This is a genomic window from Hahella sp. CCB-MM4 (assembly GCF_002260525.1).
Taxonomy (GTDB): domain Bacteria; phylum Pseudomonadota; class Gammaproteobacteria; order Pseudomonadales; family Oleiphilaceae; genus Hahella.
Genome location: NZ_MRYI01000001.1, coordinates 342,577 through 363,089, shown reverse-complemented (window position 1 = coordinate 363,089; position 20,513 = coordinate 342,577). Strand labels below are relative to the sequence as shown.

Genomic DNA, 20,513 nt, shown 5'->3' with positions numbered 1-20,513 from the left:
ATGCGTATATTGGTGATAGAAGACGACAAAGAAGTGGCGTCTTATCTCAGTAAGGGACTCAAGGAAAGCGGTTATGTGGTGGATGTGACCGATAACGGTAAGACCGGGCTGCATATGGCGTCCAACGAAGGTTACGACCTGCTGTTGGTTGACCGGATGTTGCCGGAAATGGACGGTCTGTCTGTGATTAAATCACTCCGAGCCGGTGGTGCCAAAGTGCCGGTACTGGTATTAAGCGCGCTGGGAGAAGTGGACGATCGGGTTCAGGGATTGCGCGCCGGTGGCGATGATTACCTGGTGAAGCCGTTCTCATTCAGTGAGTTATTGGCTCGAATTGAGGCGTTGGAACGTCGCAGCCAGCAGCAACAGGAAGTGGTTACCGCTCTGAAAGTGGCGGATCTTGAAATGGATCTGTTGGCTCGTACTGTCAGAAGGGACGGGCAAAGCATTGATTTACAGCCGCGGGAATTTCGTCTTCTGGAGTACTTCATGCGTAATCCGGGGCAGGTGTTAACCCGTACCATGCTGTTGGAAAAGGTTTGGGATTATCACTTTGACCCTCAAACCAATGTGATTGATGTGCACATCAGCAGATTGCGTGCAAAGATCGATAAGGACTTTGAGGTTCCGTTACTGCACACGATTCGTGGTGCAGGGTACGTACTGCGTGAAACTGCCTAAACTCCTCAGAAACTCTGCCTTCCAGCTGGCGCTGCTTTATACATTACTGTTTGCAGCGTCGGTATTCTTCCTACTTGGGTTTATTTACTGGGCAACGGTCGGATTTATGTCTGATCAGGTCGATGAGACCATCCAGGCCGAGATCCAGGGACTTGCCGAGCAATACCGGCGTCAGGGGTTGCGTGGGATGGTCAGTGTCATGAACGAGCGGGTACTGAATGATCCCCAGGGCGAATCGATCTACCTTCTGGTGAATAACGAATTTCAGCCTCAGGCGGGAAATCTCAACGAATGGCCGGCTTTGGTTGAAGATGATGACGGCTGGATCAGTTTTTATCTGAACCGTTCTGGTGGTCGTTTTGCTGCACCTCACATGGCGCGTGCGCGGGTTTTTACTCTGCGGGGCGGCTACCGGTTGTTAGTGGGCAGGGATGTGTTTGCTCTGTTCAGAGTTCGTGAATTGATTGAACGGTCATTGACATGGGGGGTGGCGATCACTCTTGCCATGGCATTCTTAGGCGGTGTGGCGCTCTCGAAGAGTACAAGGCGGCGTATTGAAGCCATCACCCATACCAGCCGACAGATTATGCAGGGAAATCTGTCACTAAGGGTTCCGACCCGGGGCACCGGGGACGATTTTGATGAGCTCGCGGAGCATCTCAATCGGATGCTTGATCAGATAGAAGGGTTAATGGCCGGAGTTCGGCATGTTTCGGATAATATTGCCCATGACCTGCGAACCCCTTTGACAAGGATGCGGGGGAGGCTGGAGTTGTTGCAGAGCAAGCAACTGGAGGAAGAGGCAAGGCATATCGTTCAGGAGGTTATTGCGGAAGCTGATCACCTGCTGGTGACATTTAATGCCCTGCTGCGTATCGCTCGAATCGAATCCGGTGGCTACAGTAGCAAATTTGACGATGTTGATCTGTATGAGCTGGTGGTGGATGCAGTTGATCTCTATGAAGCTGTCGCATCAGACAAAGAGCAGCATTTGTCTTTGGATCTGGCTAAAGGGATTGTCGTGAAGGGCGACCGGGACTTATTGTTCCAGGCCATCGCGAACCTACTGGATAACGCAATCAAGTATACGCCGGAAGGCGGAAATGTCGGTGTTCGCTTACGTGCATTTGATCATGCGGTTATCTCTGTATGGGATGAGGGCCCCGGAATTGCCGAAGATGAGCGTGAGAGGGTTCTTGAGCGGTTTTACCGGGTGGACAAAACCCGTGGTCTGCCAGGAAACGGCTTGGGCTTGAGTATGGTGAAAGCGGTCAGTGAGATGCACAAGGGGCAGTTGCAGCTGAAGGATAACCAACCTGGCTTGAGAGCGGAGTTGCATTTACCGCTGATTAAATTTAACAAGCCTATTGTCATCAGTCAGGATCAAAAGGTGCCTCAGGCCCCAAAACTTCCAGGCCCCGAGAGCGCAACCTGACGGGAGCGTTCCCGGGACGTGGATCATCAGTCTACGGCTACCTTCTATTGAAGGCGAGACTTTAAAAAATCCAGAGTATGTTGAACTGGGCTTCCGGCAAACTCGATACCGTCATTAACCAGTTTTTCCGCTTGCTTACGTAAACGTTCTACCCGGGCTTTTTGTTGATCTATACGAGCATTCAGGCTGTCCAATTCACCCTTCAGGTGGTTTTGTTCCGCCATGATATAGGCCAGGGTCGTGTGGCGGTTTACTTTGTCCGTAACTCCCAGAGCCTCTAATTGGTAGCCTACATAATCCAGGCCTGACAAAGCTTTATTTACTAGTTCTTGTGTCTTCATGGTCCTCTTACCCTGAAACTCGATATTGGCTGTCTTTCAAGATGGGTATTCACCCAGTCATGATCGGGGCGCAGCATCTTGCCCCGTTGCTGGAGCAAAAACTTACTGATTAATTGTAGGCGGAGCAACCTAATTTGCCTGTTTTATGCGCAAATATACTTATAGGCAAGGAATATCGAGGATCTGATGAAGACCCGACTTTGGTCGGGTCATAAGAGGGCGGGGGGAGATAGCGAATCTATTGTCCTAGCGCAATATGCCTATCAATAAAGCGTTCCAGCAGAAGATCCAGAATATGTTCGTAGGTTTCCACGGGTTTATCCGTCAGGTAGTAGGTATTGCCCGTCAGGTGAAGGCTGACCATACCGTGCAATAGGCTCCATAGCTCGATCAACATGGTACGGCGCTGTTCTTCCGTAGTCTCAAGTCCGACTTTATCCAGGACCAGTTGGATACAGGTTTCTGCAAACTTGGCGACTTCCATGCTGAGCGCGAATTCCTGTTCCGACAGCTCCTCGATCTCAGTTCCTTTGAATTCCTGGGCTTTTGGACCGTGGGAGGAAAACATCAGTTCGTAGTGCTGAGAGTGGTTGAAACCAAAATCAATATACCCCCGCATGATGGCTTTTCCCCGAGATACGGGGTCATTTTCGGCTTCTGCCACATCGATCAGGTGTTTTCGTAGTTTGTTGAAGCCCTGAATCATCAGTGTGATATATATTTCGTCTTTACCACGGTAATAGTTGTAAAGATTGGGGGCAGTCATACCCAGACTTTTTCCCAGGCGGCGCATAGTGAGAGCATCAAAGCCTTCACTCACAATCAGGTCAAGGGCAACATCAAGAATTTTTTGTTTGAGTTCTTCTACTTCTTCTGGGGGGCGAACAGGACGCATCTATATTGGAGTCTCCGTGTCAGGGCTGCCAGGGACAAATTGCAGGGCGTTCTTAAGTATTGCAAAACCAGGACAACAATACACTATGTCCCCTTTACGTAGCGTTAACAAAGGTTAATGCCCACTCCACATCTTGGCAACAATGAAATGACTATATTGTCAGTCAAGTTGCCGCATTGGATGCTGGCAAGTTGAAGTTGAATGGTTGTTTTTTCCCGTCTCATACTGCGCCTTCTGGTGCTTTAGCCACTGCCTAGCGTTCCCCCGTTCGTCGGGGGATTTTTTTTTGCCATTCGCATACAATCATAAGCACAAATTTCTACGGACCAATCCTACGCTATGATGTTGAATTTCCGGGCGATTATAACCGGTGTCGTGATTGATATCGTCGGCTCTATTGCCGGCGGGCTAATCTTCATGTCGATCTATCCCACAATGATGCTGAGTCGGGGGATGGGGCAAGCCGAGATCAAACAGATTCTGGCCAATCCTGCCAGCTCTAATGAACTGCTGTGGTTGCTGATAGCCATTGGTATATTTTTCGATGGATTGGCCGGCTATGTGACCGCGCGCATGGCTGGATATCTTGAATACTGGCATGTACTTGCCATGATCGGTCTGCTGACTATCGTACAGTTTGCTATGGGGGGAGGGGAAGTTTTTCCTGCCTGGGTACAGTTTACCGGCTTTTTGGGAGGAACCACTGCTGCCTTTTTCAGTGCCCACCGGTTGAAAATGAAGAGACTGTCGTTGCCAAGAGAATAACCGGGCCACTTTGCTGCTTGAACATCCCGGTCAACTAGGTGCTATTTGAGGAATCCATATGGGAAGATACCGTCCCCCAGCGCCACCAAAAGCCAACCTTATTACACCTGAGGGTGAAAAAGTGCTCCGGGAGGAGCTGAACTATCTCTGGAAAGTCAAAAGGCCGGAAGTAACCCGGGCGGTTTCCGAAGCTGCTGCAATGGGTGACCGATCAGAAAATGCGGAGTACATCTACGGCAAGAAACAACTCCGTGAAATTGACCGCAGAGTGAGATATCTGTCCAAGAGGCTGGAATCGCTCCAGGTTGTCGATCGCAAGCCGGACGATACATCCAAAGTCTATTTTGGTGCCTGGGTGTCATTGGAGGACGAGGAAGGACAGGAGCATCGTTATCGGATCGTTGGTCCTGATGAGTTTGACGTCAGCAAGGGGTGGATCAGCATTGATGCGCCACTGGGACGCGCCTTGCTGAAAAAGCAGGTGGATGACGAAGTGTATATCACGACACCGGAGGGACGTCGGACTTATTTTGTTCTGGATATCGAGTACGAATAAGGGCCAATACGTAGATATGACGGGCTTTAGAGGCTGAAATCGTCAGAGATTGTTAAACCTGCCGGCAGAGAATTGAAGAGTTCAGAATAAAACATAAACTGACAAGCGTATTCAATATTCTTCAAACAGGTGACTCATGCAGGTTTTAGCTAAGCGACTTATCATCCAGGATTCTGAGGTTGATAGTATCTTTAAAGACCCGCGGGCGTCCCGCTCCAGCCAAGGTAAACACGTCCCTGAGCGTCGTAAGAGTAGTTTCAGTGATAGTGAGTGCTGGTATTTGCGCAAACGGATTTTGATTGGCTCCGCAGGTTAATCTTTTATTGATGCCGGTTCACGCCTGTGAACCGGTTCACGAACCCTCCAGAAATTCCACGCAAGCTTCCCTGGTGGCTATAAAATAGCCACGCACAATCCATTCTACAGACAGGGAAATATCATGTCCGTTGCGTGCCTCATCAGCAAACAGCTTTGGTGTCGGTTGTCATCGTTTATGGCTGGCGGCCTATTCTCGGCCATTGCTCTGGCTGCCGGGCAGGATCCCATTGACCCAATTCCTGCTTTTCAGGAAAAAACCACTCTCGAATCATTCAATCTTAAATCTTTGGATTCCGACGAATTGGCTGACGCTGTTATCGGTGGTGCGCTGGATGTTCCGGCAGCAGGCGAAGAAACAGAAGCCCCGGGGGAATTGCGTAAGAGAAATAATGGGGCGAGTGATCAATTGCTTAAAGATGAGTTTGCTATTGCCCCTACACCGCAGACAGCTTTGCCGGAACCTCGTTTACCCCAGGTGACGCCAATCAGATCAGTATATGATGTACTGGATGTCACGCCGAGGTAGCGAGGGCAACAGGGGATGTAAATTTGCTGCTTAGCAGGCGCCGCCTGTTGCCGCCAGAGCAGGGAGAGGGCGCTTTAATACATTCTGGTACATGAATGCGAGTGCCTGCAGGGCCTGTTTGCATTTGGCCGGCGACGCCCGGAGTTGGGTTGCTACATACTTCAGAAACCTTAATACGTCACTTTCACTCAGTTCGCTGACGGACTTGTGCTGATGAAACGACAGAAACCTGGCGATCCAGTGAATATAATTGTGTTGGGTGCGGGTGCTGAACCCGGCTTCTTTGATCGCGTTTTGCAAATCAACATATAGATCATGATTGGACTGAATGAATAGTTCAGCTGAATCCATGGTCACACTTTTCCTTAACCAATTTGTGATTGTTATTTTATTTGGACTCTGTGACGGTGATATGAAATGACAATGACCGAAGGGAGACTCACCGTAGAAATTTGCTGTGGGTGCATCCATCGAATACACCCACGATTTGTTCATGGATTGAAAGTGTTGTTCCGAAGTTGAAAGCTAACTTTCAATCGACTGCGTATCAGCCACCAAAACGCTTTTTCAGGTCTTCAATGGTGTCCACATAACGCTGCATCGCTTCTTCGCTGCTCAGGCCTTTCAGTTTTGCCCAGGCGTCATATTTTGCACGGCCGACAAAGTCCATCATGCCGGGACGGCTGCCAGAGACGTCCCCATCTGTGGCCTGCTTGTATAGGGCATACATGTCCAGTTTCATTTCATTGGATGGCTGAAAGTCACCATCGGCAGTTTTGACGTAGTTCAGTGCTTCTTCAAATGCTTGTTTCAGATCGCTCATCTTGTTCTTCCCAGTTGATGAATCCGCACATTATAGAGACCGGATACTGAAATCAAAAGTGACCGGGTTATCAGAATAACCGTGAACAGTCGTTCAGATTATTGTGATACAGCCTTCTTTCCCTTCTGATTTTTCGCTAGTCTTACTCCCGCATTTTCATCACATATATTAGAAAAATCAGGTCATGTCATGAATCAACTTAATAAAATCGTAAGCAAAATCAATCTATTGCCTGAAGTTGCCCGTTCCAGGGCCTTGACACTGTTCTTTGGTAAAACAGTTAAATTTGTGGGTACGGCTGGTGCAAAAGTTGAAGAACTCTCAGATAGTCGTTGTGTGGTGACGCTTAAGAACCGTAAACGGATTCAAAACCATATAGGGTCTGTTCACGCCGTGGCAAATGCCTTGATTGCAGAAACGGCTACCGGCTTTATCGTGGGAATGAACGTCCCTGATTCATCGGTTCCAGTCATCAAGACCATGAAGCTGGACTATGTAAAGCGTACGGCAGGGGATATGAGAGCGGAAGCGTGCCTGACCGACGAGCAGATCAACGCTATTCAAACTCAGGAAAAAGGGGAGGTGGCAGTGCCTGTGACCATCACTGATGCTGAAGGCAAAGAACCGGTCGTCGCTGAAATGATATGGGCCTGGACACCCAAGCGGCGTTAACAGCGATATTGTTTGAACTTTGCTCAATGAGGCCAGTCAAAAGGTTAAAGTTGATTGAGCATCATGATGGGCAGACGTACCTTTTTTGCGCGGTTTTTTTTGATTATGGTCTGGTTGGCCTGGGCCACTGACGCTCGAAGTGAACGTCTGAATGGGTTTGAAATCGTTGACCCTTTGGTTCCTGCCAATGAAATCATGCGTGGAGGGCCTCCCAGGGATGGTATTCCCTCCATAGACTATCCCCGGTTTGTCCCGCTGAATCAGGCGGGATATATGAGTGACGGTGATCGGGTTCTGGGAATTGACTACGCTGGTATCAGGCGGGCATATCCGATCAGAATTCTGAATTACCATGAAATCGTCAATGATGACTTTGCCGGTCGGGCAGTGCTTGTCAGCTTCTGCCCATTATGTGGCACCGGTATGGCCTTTTCGGGCATTTTGGATGAAAAGGGCAAGGGAAAGAAAAAGACAGCACAGTTCGGTGTTTCGGGACTGCTCTATAACAGTGACCTACTGATGTACGATCGTGCTACAGAGTCCCTGTGGTCACAAATAGAAGGTCGGGCTATTTCCGGCCCGATGAAAGGGGCTCGGTTGGAGCTCATTCCCGTTCAACATACTACCTGGGCTGACTGGAAACAAAGATACCCCGATTCCCAGGTGTTATCTCTGGATACCGGCCATCAGCGGAACTACGGTCAGACGCCATATCCTGGTTACCAGGAATCAAAATATGTGTATTTCCCTGTAACGGTTATGGACCGCCGTTATCACCCCAAAGAACTGGTTTTGGGAGTTGAATTGAACGGAAAAAGTAAGGTGTATCCCTTTATGGAATTGTATAAGGGACCTGCGGTTTTTGACGATGTTGTCGGCGGACAGGCTATTCGTGTGGAGTTTGATGGTGATCACCGGGCGGCACAGGTATTTGATAGTCATGGAAAAGAACTGCCCAGTCTAATTGCATTTTGGTTTGCCTGGATGGCATTTCATCCGGACAGTGAGGTCTATCAAAACCGATGATTCATTCCTCACTAACTTGATATTCAATATCTGACATTATCGTCATCTTCTTTTTGCGCCCTAATTTGACCTTGGAGGTCGGGTTTTGCTGCGGATTCGAGTAAACTGCCTCCAGGACCTGTGCACGTTTATGGGGCTCGTCTCTGATCAAGATGATTGATCTCTGGGAGAGGCGTTCATTCCCTTAAGATAAGCGCGCTGTGAAATCATTATCAATCGATTGATGCCGAAGCCGAGCAAAATGATCCAAGCTTTGCGGATTCTGGCTGTTTATTTGTGGCGAATAGGTTCTTTAGTTACAGCAAGCTATTTACATGTAGCAAGCAAGTATTTCTGGTGGCGAGCAAGCTATTCACAGGTAACGGGAAAGCCATAACGCCACCAGAGCCAGTCGAAAAAATTCAGTACAGCAGCCGTATGGTTGCCTGTTAGAACGATAGAAGTTTAGCCAGCATATGCCTGAACCGAGTTTCATTAACAAATCCACGTCAACGGTCAAGCCCCTGCCGGAATTGCCGGCACGTTATAGCTGGGGTTATATCAAATCACTGGTGCTGAAACATCGTCGTGAGTTGGTAAAAGCCAATATCATTGCCATATTGGGAACCCTGGCGGCGGTGCCGGTACCGTTGTTACTGCCGTTGCTGGTTGATGAAGTTCTGCTTGAAAAAGCCGGGCCGGTCATCCCGTTTATCAACAGTTTTGCTCCGGAAAGCCTGCATGGGCCGGTTCTGTACGTAGCGGTGATGGTCATTAGTGCCCTTATTCTCCGCTCGCTATCACTTGCCATGAATGTATGGCAGGGGCGCCAGTTCGCGATCATTGCCAAGGATATTGTTTTCCGCATCCGTGCCGGGCTGCTGCGGCGGCTGCAGTTTATTTCCATGGCTGAATATGAGGCGTTGGGAAGTGGTGCCGTCGCTTCCAGGTTTGTGACAGACCTGAATACCATCGACCAGTTCCTTGGCGTCACCATCAGCCGTTTTCTGGTGGCATTACTGACCATTGTGGGGACCGCCTTGGTTCTGCTTTGGGTGCACTGGAAGCTGGGGCTTCTTGTGATTTTATGCAATCCCTTCGTGATTTATCTGACGACGCGCCTTGGCAAGAAGGTCAAGGAACTGAAACGTCGTGAGAACAGAGCCTTTGAAATATTCCAGGAAGCTCTCACGGAAACCCTGGATGCGATCCATCAAATCCGGGCGGCCAACCGGGAAGAGCACTATCTCAGTCGCTTGGTCGGACACGCTAGAAATGTCCGGGAGCATGCGGTTCAGTATGAGTGGAGAAGCGACGCAGCCAACCGCTTCAGCTTTATGTTATTCCTGTTTGGTGTAGATACCTTCAGGGCCGCAGCCATGTTGACCGTCCTGTTTTCTGATCTGTCCATCGGTTACATGTTCGCTATCTTTGGGTATCTCTGGTTCATGATGGTCCCGGTGCAGGAAATTCTGGGGATGCAATACAACTATTTTGCGGCCAAAGCGGCATTACAGAGAGTGAATGAATTGCTGGCTCTAAACCTTGAGCCGGTGTATCCGGCTCTGGAGGATCCTTTTCAAAATAGAAGGACTGTTCCGGTGGAGGTAAACAATGTCCACTTTGCTTATCAGAGCGGTCAGGAAGTCTTGAGAGGTGTATCCCTCAATATCGAGGCGGGTGAAAAAGTCGCGCTGGTCGGAGCCAGCGGGGGAGGCAAGTCCACACTGGTTCAAGTGCTGTTGGGAATGTACAGTCCTTCGCAGGGGCAAGTGAAATACGGTGGAACGCCCATTGAAGACATTGGTCATTCAAAGGTCCGCCAGAACGTTGTCACAGTACTGCAGCATCCGTCCCTGTTTAATGCGAGTGTGCGGGAAAATCTGAGCCTGGGCCATGGGCATAGTGATGCTGATCTGTGGGAAGCCCTGACAGTGGCGCAGCTGGATGATGTGGTCAGTCGAATGCCAGATGGATTGGATACGGAATTGGGCAGGCAGGGTGTGAGATTATCCGGTGGACAGAGACAGCGTCTGGCTGTGGCGAGGATGATTCTAGCCAATCCCAAAGTGGTGATTCTGGATGAAGCCACATCGGCGTTGGATGCTGAAACAGAGTTTCGGTTGCACGAAGCTCTGGCTGATTTTCTCCAGCACCGGACGACGATCATCATTGCTCACAGGTTGTCCGCCGTTAAACAGGCTGACAGGGTTTATGTCTTTGATGGCGGTCAGATTGCCGAAGAGGGCAGCCATAGCGAATTGCTGGCGCAGAAAGGTCTATATGCTCAGTTGTATGGAGTGCGGCAACACTGAATCACAGACAGTCCGATTCAAGGTCAGACGAGCAAGTGCAGTCAGTTGGATCTGTAAGGAAATCCTGGGGCTATACTAGTGACTGAATTTCCCATAAATAATACCTTGCATGGATATGACCATGTCCGAACAGGTCAGTCTGACCGTTAAACAAAGCCAACTGCTGGTGCAGTTGCAAGGAGACTGGAGTATTCACCGGACATTGGTGGATCATGCTCCTATCCTCCAATTGCTGGAAGATGCGGCTCAGGTGCGGGAAATTGTTGTTGACGGAAGTGCGCTGGGCAGGTGGGACAGTGCTCTGGTGTCTTTTTTATTCCAGCTTTCTCATATCGCTCAATCCAAGTCCCTTGCTGTAGTGCATCACGCTCTGCCTGATGGGGTGGTTCGGATGTTATCTCTCGCCACGGCGGTGCCCAGAGCGCGGGGCGCAGATAAGAAACCAGGCCACTGGCCGTTGGTCGATCGTGTTGGGGTGCGCGTTATCTGGATCTTTCGCGAATTCATGCGATTTGTCGATTTTCTGGGTGAGTCCCTGCAAGCCTCTCATCGATTTCTCATCCGAAAAGCCGTATATCGGCGTGATGATCTCATGTTCTTTTTACAGGATGCCGGGCCCTCTTCCCTTGGCATTGTCACGCTGATTAGTGTGCTGATCGGGATGATTCTGGCATTCGTTGGGGCCGTGCAACTGGAAAAGTTCGGTGCCAGCATATATGTGGCTAATCTGGTCGGACTTTCCATGGCTCGTGAGATGGCAGCCATGATGACGGCGATCATTATGGCCGGCCGTACCGGCGCCGCCTACGCTGCCCAGTTAGGCAGCATGCAAGTCAATGAAGAAGTGGATGCCCTGAAAACCATGGGGGTGTCTCCCATGGAGTTTCTGGTGGTGCCACGGCTGATGGCCCTGGTCATCATGATGCCCCTGTTGACGGTTTATTCCAATCTGATGGGAATTTTAGGGGGCGGTCTGGTCAGCATATCCATGCTGGACCTGTCTTGGAGTATCTATTTTCAGCAGATCAGCCAGTCGGTGCCTCTGGTGCATTTTTCGATAGGTCTGGTGAAGAGTGTTATCTTCGGTATTCTGGTGGCACTCTCCGGTTGCTATATGGGGATGAACTCGGGGCGCAGTGCTACCGCAGTGGGCGCTGCGACTACCTCAGCCGTGGTGCTGGGGATCGTATTAATTATTGTTTTTGATTCACTGGTTACCATTCTGACAACGGTTCTGGATATCTGATGGCGAATGCTTCTCCTCACATTGAAATCCGCAACCTGACAATGAAATACGGTCATAAGTTGATTCAGGAGAATCTTAACTTCTGTATTAACCGGCAAGATATATTCATTCTGATGGGAGGGAGTGGCTGTGGAAAAAGCACTCTCCTGAAGCACATGATTGGGCTGTACAAGCCTGCGGCCGGAAAAGTGCTCGTGAATGAAGAAAGTCTGTGGGAAGCAACCCCTTCAAGGCGGCGGGAAATGCTGCAGGGATTTGGTGTTTCCTATCAGGCTGGGGCTCTGGTCAGTTCCCTGACGTTGGCTGAAAATGTGGGGATGCCGCTAGAGCTGTACACGGATCGCACTCCTGCAGAGGTTCGGGAGTTGGTGGAATTAAAGCTGGCAATGGTGGGATTATCCGGCTTTGAGGACTATTATCCTTCAGAGATCAGTGGCGGAATGTTAAAGCGGGCGGCATTGGCACGTGCGATTGCACTGGATCCTGACATCCTTTTTTTTGATGAGCCTTCAGCCGGTTTGGATCCTGTCAGTGCGAGGTTGCTGGATGATCTGATACTTGAGCTGAGTGCCAGTCTGAAGTCCACAATTGTTATCGTTACACATGAACTGGCGAGTATTTTTGCGATTGCCACCAATGCGGTGTTTCTCGATGCGGAGACCAAAACCATGCTTGCCTGTGGGCACCCGAAGGATCTTCTGGATCATTGCGATAACCCGAAAGTTCAGCGCTTTTTACGGCGGGGAGAAGAGCCCGCCCGGACCAATTAAGGAGCCCGTTTAAGATGTCTGCCCCGGTAAGTGCACGCTTGATTGGATTGTTTGCTATTGGGGCGATCGTTACCCTGATCATTGGTGTGCTGGTGTTTGGTTCCGGTAGTTTTATTAAAAACGAATATCCGGTGCAGATGGTCTTCACGGCTGATGTCAGAGGGCTTAACGTCGGGGCTCCCATCACCTATCGTGGCGTGAAAGTCGGCGAGGTTACCAGCATTGATTTTCATATGTCCTCTCCGGAAACCAATATTATTATTGTTGTGTCGGGCAAGATTATCCCGCAACAGAGCGATGCATTGCGTAATGAGGATGAGGTCGGAGAGTTTCTCAACAAGCAAATCGCCAAAGGGCTTAAGGCCCAATTGGTTGCCCAGAGTATTCTGACCGGGTTACTTGAAGTCCAGCTGGATTATTTTCCTGATCTGGAGGGGTATACCATAAAAGCCATCGGTTCCCATCACAGTATCCCCACGGTACAGACTGACTATGAAATTATTACCGACACCGTGAAATCAGTTGCTACGCAAGTCAGTAACATGCCTCTCCAGAAAATGACAGAAGATTTGAGTGAGTTGGTCGTTGAACTGCGGACACTGATTGCTCAGCCGGAAGTGCGTAAGTCCATGAAGGATTTTGCAGAAACGATGGCGCACTTGAACCGGATCACCCGGGAGTTGGATAACGGAAAAGAGCAACTGCTGGCAGAATTGGTGGAAACCATGGATTCCATGCAGGCGATGTCAAAAAAGGTGTCTGCCGTTGCCCAAAGCGGTGAGGAAGCGATTCTGAGCGGGGACAGGTTATTGCGCTCAGGGGTGAAAACTCTGGAAAGGTTTGACCAAACTCTGACTCAAGTGGACAGCACTCTAAAGACCTACCAGAAGCTGGTAGAGCCAGGCTCCGAAGTCTCCGTCACCCTGATTCAGGCGTTGCAATCGCTTGATCGGGCATCAGAGCAAGTCAGGCAGTTAGCTGAGACTCTGGAGCGCAATCCGGAATCTGTGTTGACAGGAAAACAGCGATAGTTGGACTCAGAGTCATTATCCCGCTTAGTCGGGAAACCCATCGGGAGGAAAAGGTCGAAGATGGCGTGTAACAGCTCAGATTTTTTTAACAGCTCAGGCTTTAGAACGAATGGAAGTCGCCAAACCGTTTCAGGAGCGGTGGCCTCATACTGGCGTGGTCTAATCGTGGTGTTTGTTTCATGGTTACTGATGTCCTGCAGTCTTACCCAGCCTTCGGCTGACAGCCGTTACTACTTATTATCGGCTCAATCATTGCCACCGACCTCTGAGCCTGGCAGTAACCAGTTAACAGAGTCAGGGCAAGTCTATGTCATAGGACCCCTGAACTTTGCCGATTATCTGCAACGCTCCTCCGTGGTAACACGAGTTTCCGATACTGAATATAACGTTGCCAAGCTGGAGCAGTGGGGCGGCAAAATTGAAGATGAGTTCCAGATCGCTTTACTTAAAAACCTCTCAGCCTTGATGCCGGATAGCAGGTTTATGCGATATCCCAGTCTGGTCAGTCTACCTTCCAGCATATCCTTGCGTGCGGACATCATGCGCTTTGACAGCCAGTTGAATGGTTCGGCCAGGTTGGAAGCGAGTTGGGCATGGGTCAGACAAAATCAGGTGCTGAGCTCAGGAAACTTCTCGCGCACGTTGGCTGCCGGGTCATCCACCCAGAGTGCGGTGGCTGCGCAAAGTGCTCTGATACAGTCATTTGCGGAGGCCCTGTCTGCCGGGTTATCACAATGATTAAGATAGGTGGGTGAGTCCAAAAGCTAACGTCCATAGACCAGCTGTGCTAAGTTATATGTTAGAGACTGTTGGGATTTCATCGGTATCCGATGGGATGTCAGGGGTGTTGTCAGATAAACAAGAAGAATCTGACACAAGCAAAAGACAGTGAACTGACTCGAAAGGGGACGAGGTTATGCGTCATGTCTTTGAAGCCAGCAATATGCTTGAAGCGCATGTCGTCAACGGGATGCTTCAAGCTGAAGGGATTAACAGCTTCGTCCAGGGGGATTACCTCCAGGGCGGTATAGGTGATTTACCGGTCTCAGGGCTGGTTCGAATCGCGGTTAACGATGTGGACTATGAGCAGGCCCGTGCCATTATCCAGCAATGGGAGCGGGAGCAGCAGGATGCCGTTGTTTTACCTTCCAGAACACAGGATAAGCCGTGGGTATACCCGTTTGTGTTAGGCTTTGGGCTTGGAATTCTGGTGGCATTGTGGTTCTTGTAGTGAGCCTGATCGCGGATGTATTCTGACAAAGCCGCTCAGTGGATAGTCACCACTTCCTCGGCTTCTTCCACGATAAAATACAGGTGAGCGCTTTTTTTGCTGAAGGTCATCTTACTGCCGTCCGCAAATTCCATCTCAAAAGCGTCATCCAAATCTCCCAACACATTACCTGATCCTAAAACTGCGTGCCTCAGGCGTGGATAGTGCCATAGCTCACGAGCTTCAGTATCTGCGGCTCGTTCCGGTGCATGGTAGTGAACTTTGTGCCAGTCAAGATAACGTTTTAATACCGGTGTCAGAGGTTTGGGGCTTTGGAAAACCTCCTGATCTGAACAGGTTTTTCCTTCATCGAGATATTCTCCCGCAGCCACTGAAAGTTCTGTATGCATTTCTGCAAGAAAACGACTGGGATGCGTGTCTTTGCTTGTGGGATGCGGTGTTCCGGGGCGGTAAAGATACAGCCCTTGCTTAGCTCGGGTCATGGCCACATAAAGCAGCCGTCTTTCTGCCTGTAGATGAGCGCCGATATCCTCATTGGAGCGCAAGGTGTAGGGAAGATACTGTTCATTCAATCCCAGGATCATGACGACGGGCCACTCAAGCCCCTTGGTGCGGTGCATGGTGGCTAAAGTGACCCCGGCATTCTTTTCCTGCTTTTGAGCTCGCTGGCGAAGTTCATCGAAATGATCCAGTGCATTCAGGGGATCTTGATTGAGAGTTCTGAGATAGTGCTCCATTGCCAGAACATGATTGATCCGCTCATCAGCATTTTCATGGGTCAGGGCGAGCTCCTCAAGATTTTTAAACAGCTCGGTGGCGTCGATATATTGATGAAGAACTTCTGCTGCGGAGGCCTGTGAATTAACCGCCTGTTGCCAGGCCATGGCAGTGTGGCGCAGCTTGCGTTTCTGAATTGAGTGCAGGGATTCAGGAATCCAATCCAAAAGATAATCGCACCAGTCGCCGGACAGGTGTGACAAGCCGGCGGCCAGTTCCCGAAGGGCGTCTTCCTTCAATCCGACATGGGGAAACCGTAGCAAGCTGACAAACATTTCAGCACGGCGTTCTGGGCTGTACTGGATGATTCGGCCCGAGCTCAGCTCAAGTAGTGCCAGCACCTGGTTTAACTCTCGGTTGGCCAAGGCACCTTTGCCATGATCAATATGGTAGGGGATACGAGCTGCCAGTAACGCCAGTTCAATACCCACTGCCTGTGACCACACCCTGAATAAAATTGCGATATCGCCAAGCTCTGCGCCGGATGCCTGCAGGCTTTTTATATCGCTAATCAGCGACTTGGCTTCATCCCGGCTGGCACAGGTATTCACCCGGGTTTGTGGTGTCGTCGGGTGAGATCGGCAGAGCACGTCCTTGCGGCCGGTGTTGTGGGTAATCAGATGGTTGGCCAGAAGGGCAACCTGATGCCCATAGCGAAAGGTGTATGACAGGGTGAAATCCCTTGGACTCTCAAATTCTTCTGCAAATCGGTTGAGGATAAATTCCGGCTGTGCCCCACGGAATTCGTAGATGGTCTGGTCCGGGTCTCCCACTACAGTCACTCGTGCTCTCTGGCCAGCGATATACCCCAACAGAAGATGCTGTATTTCATTTGTATCCTGATACTCATCGACCAGAATCATATCCATTTTATTGGCGATCAGGCGTTGTAAATCCGGACGTTCAGAGAGTGCCTTGACCGGTTCATATAACATATCGGCAAAGGTGATACGGGCTTCCTGTTTACGCCAATGCTCAAAAGCCTGCACGACATCCTTCAAAAAACCATGTTGTTTGGGGTAATTGAGCTGCTCGAAGGTCAGTTCAAGTGACTGTAATGTCGTTTTACTCAAATCCAGCAAGGTGGCGGCGAGTTCAATGTAGTCTTTCTTGTTGCGTTTAATCGCATCACTTTGTGATTCGGGAGCCAGACGGCGTAAGAGAACCCACAGCTGAAAATGGATTTCCTGCTCGGAGAGGATGTCTCCGACGTATTGATTCAGTACTCCTTCCTGGATAAAGCGGCGGTAAAGCCTCAATCCCATTGCATGATAGGTTCGCACCTCCGGTAGCCCGTGATATCGGTTGTCCGCCACCTGGATCAGCTTTTTCTCGAAGTCCTCTTTGGCAGCCCGGTTGAACATTAACACCAGTAGACGCCGGGGATCGTGGCCCTGCGAAAGCAGGTAACAGATCCGATGGGCCAGCGTTGTGGTTTTGCCGCTGCCTGCCACTGCAGTGATCACGCAGTGTTCAAAGTCTGCTTCGACAATCTGGCGTTGTTCTTCGGTAAGCTGCATAGAGAAAGGGATGGCTGGTGTACGACATGCTACAACGGAAGTAATAGCGGCTAATTACTTTTTTGAAGGCGTATTCTAACTTGATGTGGACTTAGTGGCGAGTGGGCTTCTTCAGTATGGCAAAAATGGACGTCCTTTTGGCTTATCCGGAGCGACCTGGTCAACAGAAAATTGGCTAAAAGGCGTGTTTGTCTGTTTCTGGTTGTTCTCTGTTCCTGAGCATTCTATCTCTTCAGCGTATTCTGTATTGCGAATAACTTATTAAGTTGTTTTTATATGTATCGAGAAATGATGTCATTAAGTGAATGATGATATATTTTATTGGCTAAAAAGTAATAGAGTGTTTTGGTATTTGAAATAAGTAATATATTTATTCGTATAACATTATATTTTTAAATGATTTTATAATAATTTTAAATGTTAATAGTGATAAAATATATTATATGTTGTAGCGGGAAATACCTATAAAGTTTTTTAAAATTTGTCGACTTGGAGCGTTGACGATTGGATGTTTTCTAACCTAATCTTTCCTCACTTGATCGCTCTAAGACCGAAAAAGCGAAAGGAAATACTAAGTAATATAACATCGCATTTTAGTGGCTATAAGCATCAAGTGGCACAGTGGTGTCAGGCGTTGGAATTCAGGGACCAAGTCCTTTCATCAAACATATGAACGAATTTCCAAAGCCTCCGCTCTGTGAGACAGGGATGGGCAAACTGTACTTGGACGTTTGGTTAAAAAAGATAAATTTGGGCTACAAGTGCAGTCTAGGGATAGCTCGACGCAACAGGGATACTGGTAGTCAGATAGCAAACTGATAAAGCCTTACAAAGACTTTTACATGGATTGTGGAGTTTAGTTAGTCGTCAGCTTCACCGCATTCGGGCAGCGACCTTGTCTGTAATGTTTCCACTAACCTCCGGCGTTATTCACTGAGCGCTTGAGGGTCAATGTTTGTTGATTCCTGACAAGTCCTGAATCCTCAGGCGAAATGTCTATTTTGCGAAATGTCAGTCAGCTTTGCCCGGGTAACACACCTAAACCGGAGTTTTCAGCATGTCTGATCGACACATAAAAAATAAAGTACTGCTGCTGGGTCTTTCACTGGCTACCGCCCATACCATGGCCGCGGAACGAGTGGACCTACGCACGCAACAGGATATCATGTTCTCAGTTTCAGGTGCTTCAGTAGCCACAATGAGCAACGAAGCGGTTCTGGGGTTATTCGGAGAAGATGGACTAGCCACACTATCCAAGCGGACTGAATCCAATGGCCGTACCTATGAGCGCTTGCAACAGACCTATCAGGGATTGAAGGTTTTTGGTGAGCACATCATCATGGTGCGTGACCAGAGCGGAGCGGTCGTTCATATGAACGGCGGCCTGATCCAGGGTGTACAGGCCGACATGGACAATGGGTTCGTTCCTGGTGTTAAACCTTCCGTTACTGATAAAAAGGCAATGGAAATAGCCAAGCAGAATAGCGGTCTGGCCTTTTTCAGGTCTCCGCAATTCAAGAATGAGTCTTCCGAGTTGATGGTCTATTTTGATGAGGAAACGGAACTTGCCCGCCTGGTGTATGTTGTCAATTATTTTGTTGACGCAGCCCAAGGCGCAGCAGAGCCAAAACGTCCTTTCTTTATCATTGATGCTCACAGCGGAGATATCATCCGGACCTGGGATGGGCTGACTACGAGAGACGGTACTGGTCCTGGAGGAAACGAGAAGACCGGGCGTTATGAATACGGGACCGATTACCCCGCTTTTGAAGTGGATGATTCCTGCCGGATGACCACGACCAATGTGGAAACGATCAACCTGAATCATGGAACTTCCGGTGGCAGCATTCATCAATTCACCTGCCCGAGAAATACTGTTAAAGAAATCAATGGCGCTTATTCTCCCCTGAATGATGCACACTTTTTCGGTATCGAAGTATTCAAGATGTACGATGAGTGGTTCAACACCGCTCCTTTAAATACCAAACTAAGATTGCGGGTTCATTACAGCAATGGATATGAAAACGCATTCTGGGACGGAAGCCAGATGACTTTCGGTGACGGCGCCAGCTATTTCTACCCGCTGGTAGATATCAACGTTGTCTCCCACGAGGTTTCTCACGGCTTCACCCAGTTCAACTCTGATCTGGTATATGAAAGACAGCCTGGTGGTATCAACGAAGCATTCTCCGATATGGCAGGGGAAGCGGCTGAGTACTTCATGACTGGCTCCAACGATTTCTATGTCGGCGCAGCTATCATTAAGAACGGCACCGCACTGCGTTATATGCAGGATCCCCCCCAGGATGGCAGCTCCATCGGTAATGCTGACGACTACTATGACGGCCTCGATGTGCACCACAGCAGCGGTGTATACAACAAGGCTTTCTATCTGCTGGCAACCACCGACGGATGGAACACCAAAAAAGCCTTCGAAGCTTTTGTTAAGGCGAACCAGAACTACTGGACACCTAACACTGACTTCAATGATGGGGCCTGTGGTGTTGAGTCTGCCGCTGAAGATCTTGGCTACAGCAAGGCTGACGTCACCGCGGCGTTTGAAGGTGTTGGCGTAAGCTGTGACGGCACTCCTCCTGACGGCCAGGTCATTCAGATGCAGAAAGGTACTTCAATCGACGGCATTTCCGGCGGTCAGGGTTCAGAGACGTTCTACTCTCTGGAAATTCCAGATGGCGCAACCAACCTGACATTCAACATGAGTGGTGGCTCCGGCGATGCTGACATGTACGTACGCAAAGGATCCAAGCCAACCACCAGTTCCTATGATTGTCGCCCATATGAAAATGGGAACAATGAGGAATGCTCGTTTGGCGAACCTGGTTCCGGTACCTACTACGTGATGGTACGTGGCTACAGCAGCTATTCAGGTGCTTCACTGATTGGCGACTATGAAGGTGATGATACTGGCGGCGGTGAATTTGAAAACACTGACGACTATAACATTCCTGATAATAGCTCCAGCGGTGTTACCAGCCCGATAGATGTGAAAGACGTAGGTTCTGCTTCGTCAGTGAAAGTTACTGTGGATATCATCCACACATATATTGGTGACCTGGTTGTTGAGTTGATCGATCCTAACGGTGGCAGCTTCGTTCTGCACAACCGGGCAGGCGGCAGCTCTGATGATCTGCACAGCACCTACACTGTCGATCTGGATGGTAAATCAGTAGATGGCACCTGGCAGTTGAAAGTAACCGATCGCGCCTGGCGTGATACCGGCTACATCGATGCCTGGAAAATGTCATTCTAACTGGCTAAAGCAGCCGGGAGACTGTGCCCGGCTTCAAGTCTAATAAGAGCGCCCGATGGCTTTAGCCATCGGGCGTTTTTTATGTGTTTCACTTAGAGTTTCAAATTCACTTCGCTGTTATTCGTCGCATCCCGTTGCGAGCTTTGAATCTTTCCTGTCATCCCCGGCATAGAGGCCGTACCTTTTAGGTCTGTTGGGAATTTTTACCCAAAAAAAGTACCAAATAAATACCAAAAATACGCAGAAAGCGAACAAGTGTTGTCTTATAGGTATTATATTGGTATGTTTAATTAAATAGTGGTTCTAATATAGGTATTGTCGGCTGATAAGGTCAG

Annotated in this window: 19 protein-coding genes; 14 read left to right on the top strand and 5 right to left on the bottom strand. The window is 49.4% G+C overall.

Annotated features, from left to right (window positions below; genetic code table 11):
* Together BTA51_RS01675 and BTA51_RS01670 are read left to right on the top strand one after the other, a co-directional pair.
* Window positions 1-681, top strand: coding sequence for a response regulator transcription factor (locus BTA51_RS01675; RefSeq protein WP_094706033.1), 681 nt, complete (start codon window positions 1-3; stop codon window positions 679-681).
* Window positions 668-2,116 (top strand): HAMP domain-containing sensor histidine kinase, encoded by a 1,449-nt coding sequence (locus BTA51_RS01670; RefSeq protein ID WP_094705624.1) that lies wholly within the window; start codon window positions 668-670, stop codon window positions 2,114-2,116. Before BTA51_RS01675 ends, BTA51_RS01670 begins: the two co-directional genes overlap by 14 nt.
* 44 nt (window positions 2,117-2,160) lie before the next feature.
* Here the strand turns inward: BTA51_RS01670 and BTA51_RS01665 are convergent, their stop codons facing one another.
* Window positions 2,161-2,457 carry a hypothetical protein gene (locus tag BTA51_RS01665; RefSeq protein ID WP_094705622.1) on the bottom strand — a complete coding sequence of 99 codons (297 nt, stop codon included), beginning with the start codon at window positions 2,455-2,457 and terminating at the stop codon, window positions 2,161-2,163.
* 238 nt (window positions 2,458-2,695) lie between these two features.
* A complete protein-coding gene (locus tag BTA51_RS01660; RefSeq protein ID WP_094705620.1) occupies window positions 2,696-3,352 on the bottom strand; it encodes a TetR/AcrR family transcriptional regulator in 657 nt (218 codons plus the stop codon).
* Window positions 3,353-3,691: 339 nt separating this feature from the next.
* Between BTA51_RS01660 and BTA51_RS01655 the strand changes: the two genes are divergently transcribed.
* From BTA51_RS01655 to BTA51_RS01645, 3 genes are all read left to right on the top strand, one after another.
* A complete protein-coding gene (locus BTA51_RS01655; RefSeq protein WP_094705618.1) occupies window positions 3,692-4,117 on the top strand; it encodes a hypothetical protein in 426 nt (141 codons plus the stop codon).
* Window positions 4,118-4,175: 58 nt separating this feature from the next.
* Window positions 4,176-4,673 (top strand): transcription elongation factor GreB, encoded by a 498-nt coding sequence (greB, locus tag BTA51_RS01650; protein WP_094705616.1) that lies wholly within the window; start codon window positions 4,176-4,178, stop codon window positions 4,671-4,673.
* A 439-nt stretch (window positions 4,674-5,112) separates the two neighbouring features.
* Complete coding sequence (locus tag BTA51_RS01645) at window positions 5,113-5,517, top strand: hypothetical protein (protein WP_094705614.1); 405 nt, start codon at window positions 5,113-5,115, stop codon at window positions 5,515-5,517.
* 30 nt (window positions 5,518-5,547) lie between these two features.
* Here BTA51_RS01645 and BTA51_RS01640 read toward each other — a convergent pair whose 3' ends face one another.
* Window positions 5,548-5,868: a site-specific integrase gene (locus tag BTA51_RS01640; protein WP_094705612.1), complete on the bottom strand. Its 321-nt coding sequence runs from the start codon at window positions 5,866-5,868 to the stop codon at window positions 5,548-5,550.
* A gap of 196 nt (window positions 5,869-6,064) precedes the next feature.
* Complete coding sequence (locus BTA51_RS01635; RefSeq protein WP_094705610.1) at window positions 6,065-6,340, bottom strand: acyl-CoA-binding protein; 276 nt, start codon at window positions 6,338-6,340, stop codon at window positions 6,065-6,067.
* 189 nt (window positions 6,341-6,529) lie between these two features.
* Here BTA51_RS01635 and BTA51_RS01630 point away from each other — a divergent pair, with 189 nt between their 5' ends.
* The 8 genes from BTA51_RS01630 to BTA51_RS01595 all read left to right on the top strand — a co-directional run bounded on the left by BTA51_RS01630 (window position 6,530) and on the right by BTA51_RS01595 (window position 14,610).
* On the top strand, window positions 6,530-7,012 hold the full coding sequence (locus BTA51_RS01630) for a DUF4442 domain-containing protein (protein WP_094705608.1): 483 nt from the start codon (window positions 6,530-6,532) through the stop codon (window positions 7,010-7,012).
* A gap of 105 nt (window positions 7,013-7,117) precedes the next feature.
* Entirely contained in the window at window positions 7,118-8,038 is a 921-nt protein-coding gene (locus tag BTA51_RS01625) for a DUF3179 domain-containing protein (RefSeq protein ID WP_094706032.1), read from the top strand.
* A 455-nt stretch (window positions 8,039-8,493) separates the two neighbouring features.
* Window positions 8,494-10,332, top strand: coding sequence for an ABC transporter ATP-binding protein (locus BTA51_RS01620; RefSeq protein ID WP_246840881.1), 1,839 nt, complete (start codon window positions 8,494-8,496; stop codon window positions 10,330-10,332).
* 121 nt (window positions 10,333-10,453) lie between these two features.
* Window positions 10,454-11,578 (top strand): ABC transporter permease, encoded by a 1,125-nt coding sequence (locus tag BTA51_RS01615; protein WP_094705606.1) that lies wholly within the window; start codon window positions 10,454-10,456, stop codon window positions 11,576-11,578.
* Window positions 11,578-12,348, top strand: a complete 771-nt coding sequence (locus BTA51_RS01610; protein WP_094705604.1) for an ABC transporter ATP-binding protein — start codon at window positions 11,578-11,580, stop codon at window positions 12,346-12,348. The genes BTA51_RS01615 and BTA51_RS01610 overlap by 1 nt, the downstream gene beginning before the upstream one ends.
* Window positions 12,349-12,362: 14 nt before the next feature.
* Complete coding sequence (locus tag BTA51_RS01605) at window positions 12,363-13,379, top strand: MlaD family protein (RefSeq protein ID WP_094705602.1); 1,017 nt, start codon at window positions 12,363-12,365, stop codon at window positions 13,377-13,379.
* A gap of 60 nt (window positions 13,380-13,439) precedes the next feature.
* Window positions 13,440-14,117, top strand: a complete 678-nt coding sequence (locus BTA51_RS01600) for a membrane integrity-associated transporter subunit PqiC (RefSeq protein WP_094705600.1) — start codon at window positions 13,440-13,442, stop codon at window positions 14,115-14,117.
* 178 nt (window positions 14,118-14,295) lie between these two features.
* The gene (locus BTA51_RS01595; protein ID WP_094705598.1) at window positions 14,296-14,610 is read left to right on the top strand and encodes a DUF2007 domain-containing protein; all 315 of its coding nucleotides are present in this window, start codon (window positions 14,296-14,298) and stop codon (window positions 14,608-14,610) included.
* Between the two features lie 35 nt (window positions 14,611-14,645).
* Here BTA51_RS01595 and BTA51_RS01590 read toward each other — a convergent pair whose 3' ends face one another.
* Window positions 14,646-16,907, bottom strand: coding sequence for an ATP-dependent helicase (locus BTA51_RS01590; RefSeq protein WP_094705596.1), 2,262 nt, complete (start codon window positions 16,905-16,907; stop codon window positions 14,646-14,648).
* Between the two features lie 1,057 nt (window positions 16,908-17,964).
* On the opposite strand from BTA51_RS01590, the gene BTA51_RS01585 reads away from it, so the two are divergent.
* Window positions 17,965-20,178 carry a M4 family metallopeptidase gene (locus BTA51_RS01585; protein ID WP_094705594.1) on the top strand — a complete coding sequence of 738 codons (2,214 nt, stop codon included), beginning with the start codon at window positions 17,965-17,967 and terminating at the stop codon, window positions 20,176-20,178.
* Window positions 20,179-20,513 lie beyond the last annotated feature (335 nt).

Bases quoted from the DNA above. Each gene is read 5' to 3' on its own strand.
- BTA51_RS01600 (WP_094705600.1), top strand. From the start codon at position 13,440: ATGGCGTGTAACAGCTCAGATTTTTTTAACAGCTCAGGCTTTAGAACG.
- greB (WP_094705616.1), top strand. From the start codon at position 4,176: ATGGGAAGATACCGTCCCCCAGCGCCACCAAAAGCCAACCTTATTACA.
- BTA51_RS01585 (WP_094705594.1), top strand. From the start codon at position 17,965: ATGTCTGATCGACACATAAAAAATAAAGTACTGCTGCTGGGTCTTTCA.
- BTA51_RS01610 (WP_094705604.1), top strand. From the start codon at position 11,578: ATGGCGAATGCTTCTCCTCACATTGAAATCCGCAACCTGACAATGAAA.
- BTA51_RS01645 (WP_094705614.1), top strand. From the start codon at position 5,113: ATGTCCGTTGCGTGCCTCATCAGCAAACAGCTTTGGTGTCGGTTGTCA.
- BTA51_RS01590 (WP_094705596.1), bottom strand. From the start codon at position 16,907: ATGCAGCTTACCGAAGAACAACGCCAGATTGTCGAAGCAGACTTTGAA.
- BTA51_RS01615 (WP_094705606.1), top strand. From the start codon at position 10,454: ATGTCCGAACAGGTCAGTCTGACCGTTAAACAAAGCCAACTGCTGGTG.
- BTA51_RS01635 (WP_094705610.1), bottom strand. From the start codon at position 6,340: ATGAGCGATCTGAAACAAGCATTTGAAGAAGCACTGAACTACGTCAAA.
- BTA51_RS01625 (WP_094706032.1), top strand. From the start codon at position 7,118: ATGGTCTGGTTGGCCTGGGCCACTGACGCTCGAAGTGAACGTCTGAAT.
- BTA51_RS01660 (WP_094705620.1), bottom strand. From the start codon at position 3,352: ATGCGTCCTGTTCGCCCCCCAGAAGAAGTAGAAGAACTCAAACAAAAA.
- BTA51_RS01605 (WP_094705602.1), top strand. From the start codon at position 12,363: ATGTCTGCCCCGGTAAGTGCACGCTTGATTGGATTGTTTGCTATTGGG.
- BTA51_RS01655 (WP_094705618.1), top strand. From the start codon at position 3,692: ATGATGTTGAATTTCCGGGCGATTATAACCGGTGTCGTGATTGATATC.
- BTA51_RS01675 (WP_094706033.1), top strand. From the start codon at position 1: ATGCGTATATTGGTGATAGAAGACGACAAAGAAGTGGCGTCTTATCTC.
- BTA51_RS01640 (WP_094705612.1), bottom strand. From the start codon at position 5,868: ATGGATTCAGCTGAACTATTCATTCAGTCCAATCATGATCTATATGTT.
- BTA51_RS01595 (WP_094705598.1), top strand. From the start codon at position 14,296: ATGCGTCATGTCTTTGAAGCCAGCAATATGCTTGAAGCGCATGTCGTC.
- BTA51_RS01620 (WP_246840881.1), top strand. From the start codon at position 8,494: ATGCCTGAACCGAGTTTCATTAACAAATCCACGTCAACGGTCAAGCCC.
- BTA51_RS01630 (WP_094705608.1), top strand. From the start codon at position 6,530: ATGAATCAACTTAATAAAATCGTAAGCAAAATCAATCTATTGCCTGAA.
- BTA51_RS01665 (WP_094705622.1), bottom strand. From the start codon at position 2,457: ATGAAGACACAAGAACTAGTAAATAAAGCTTTGTCAGGCCTGGATTAT.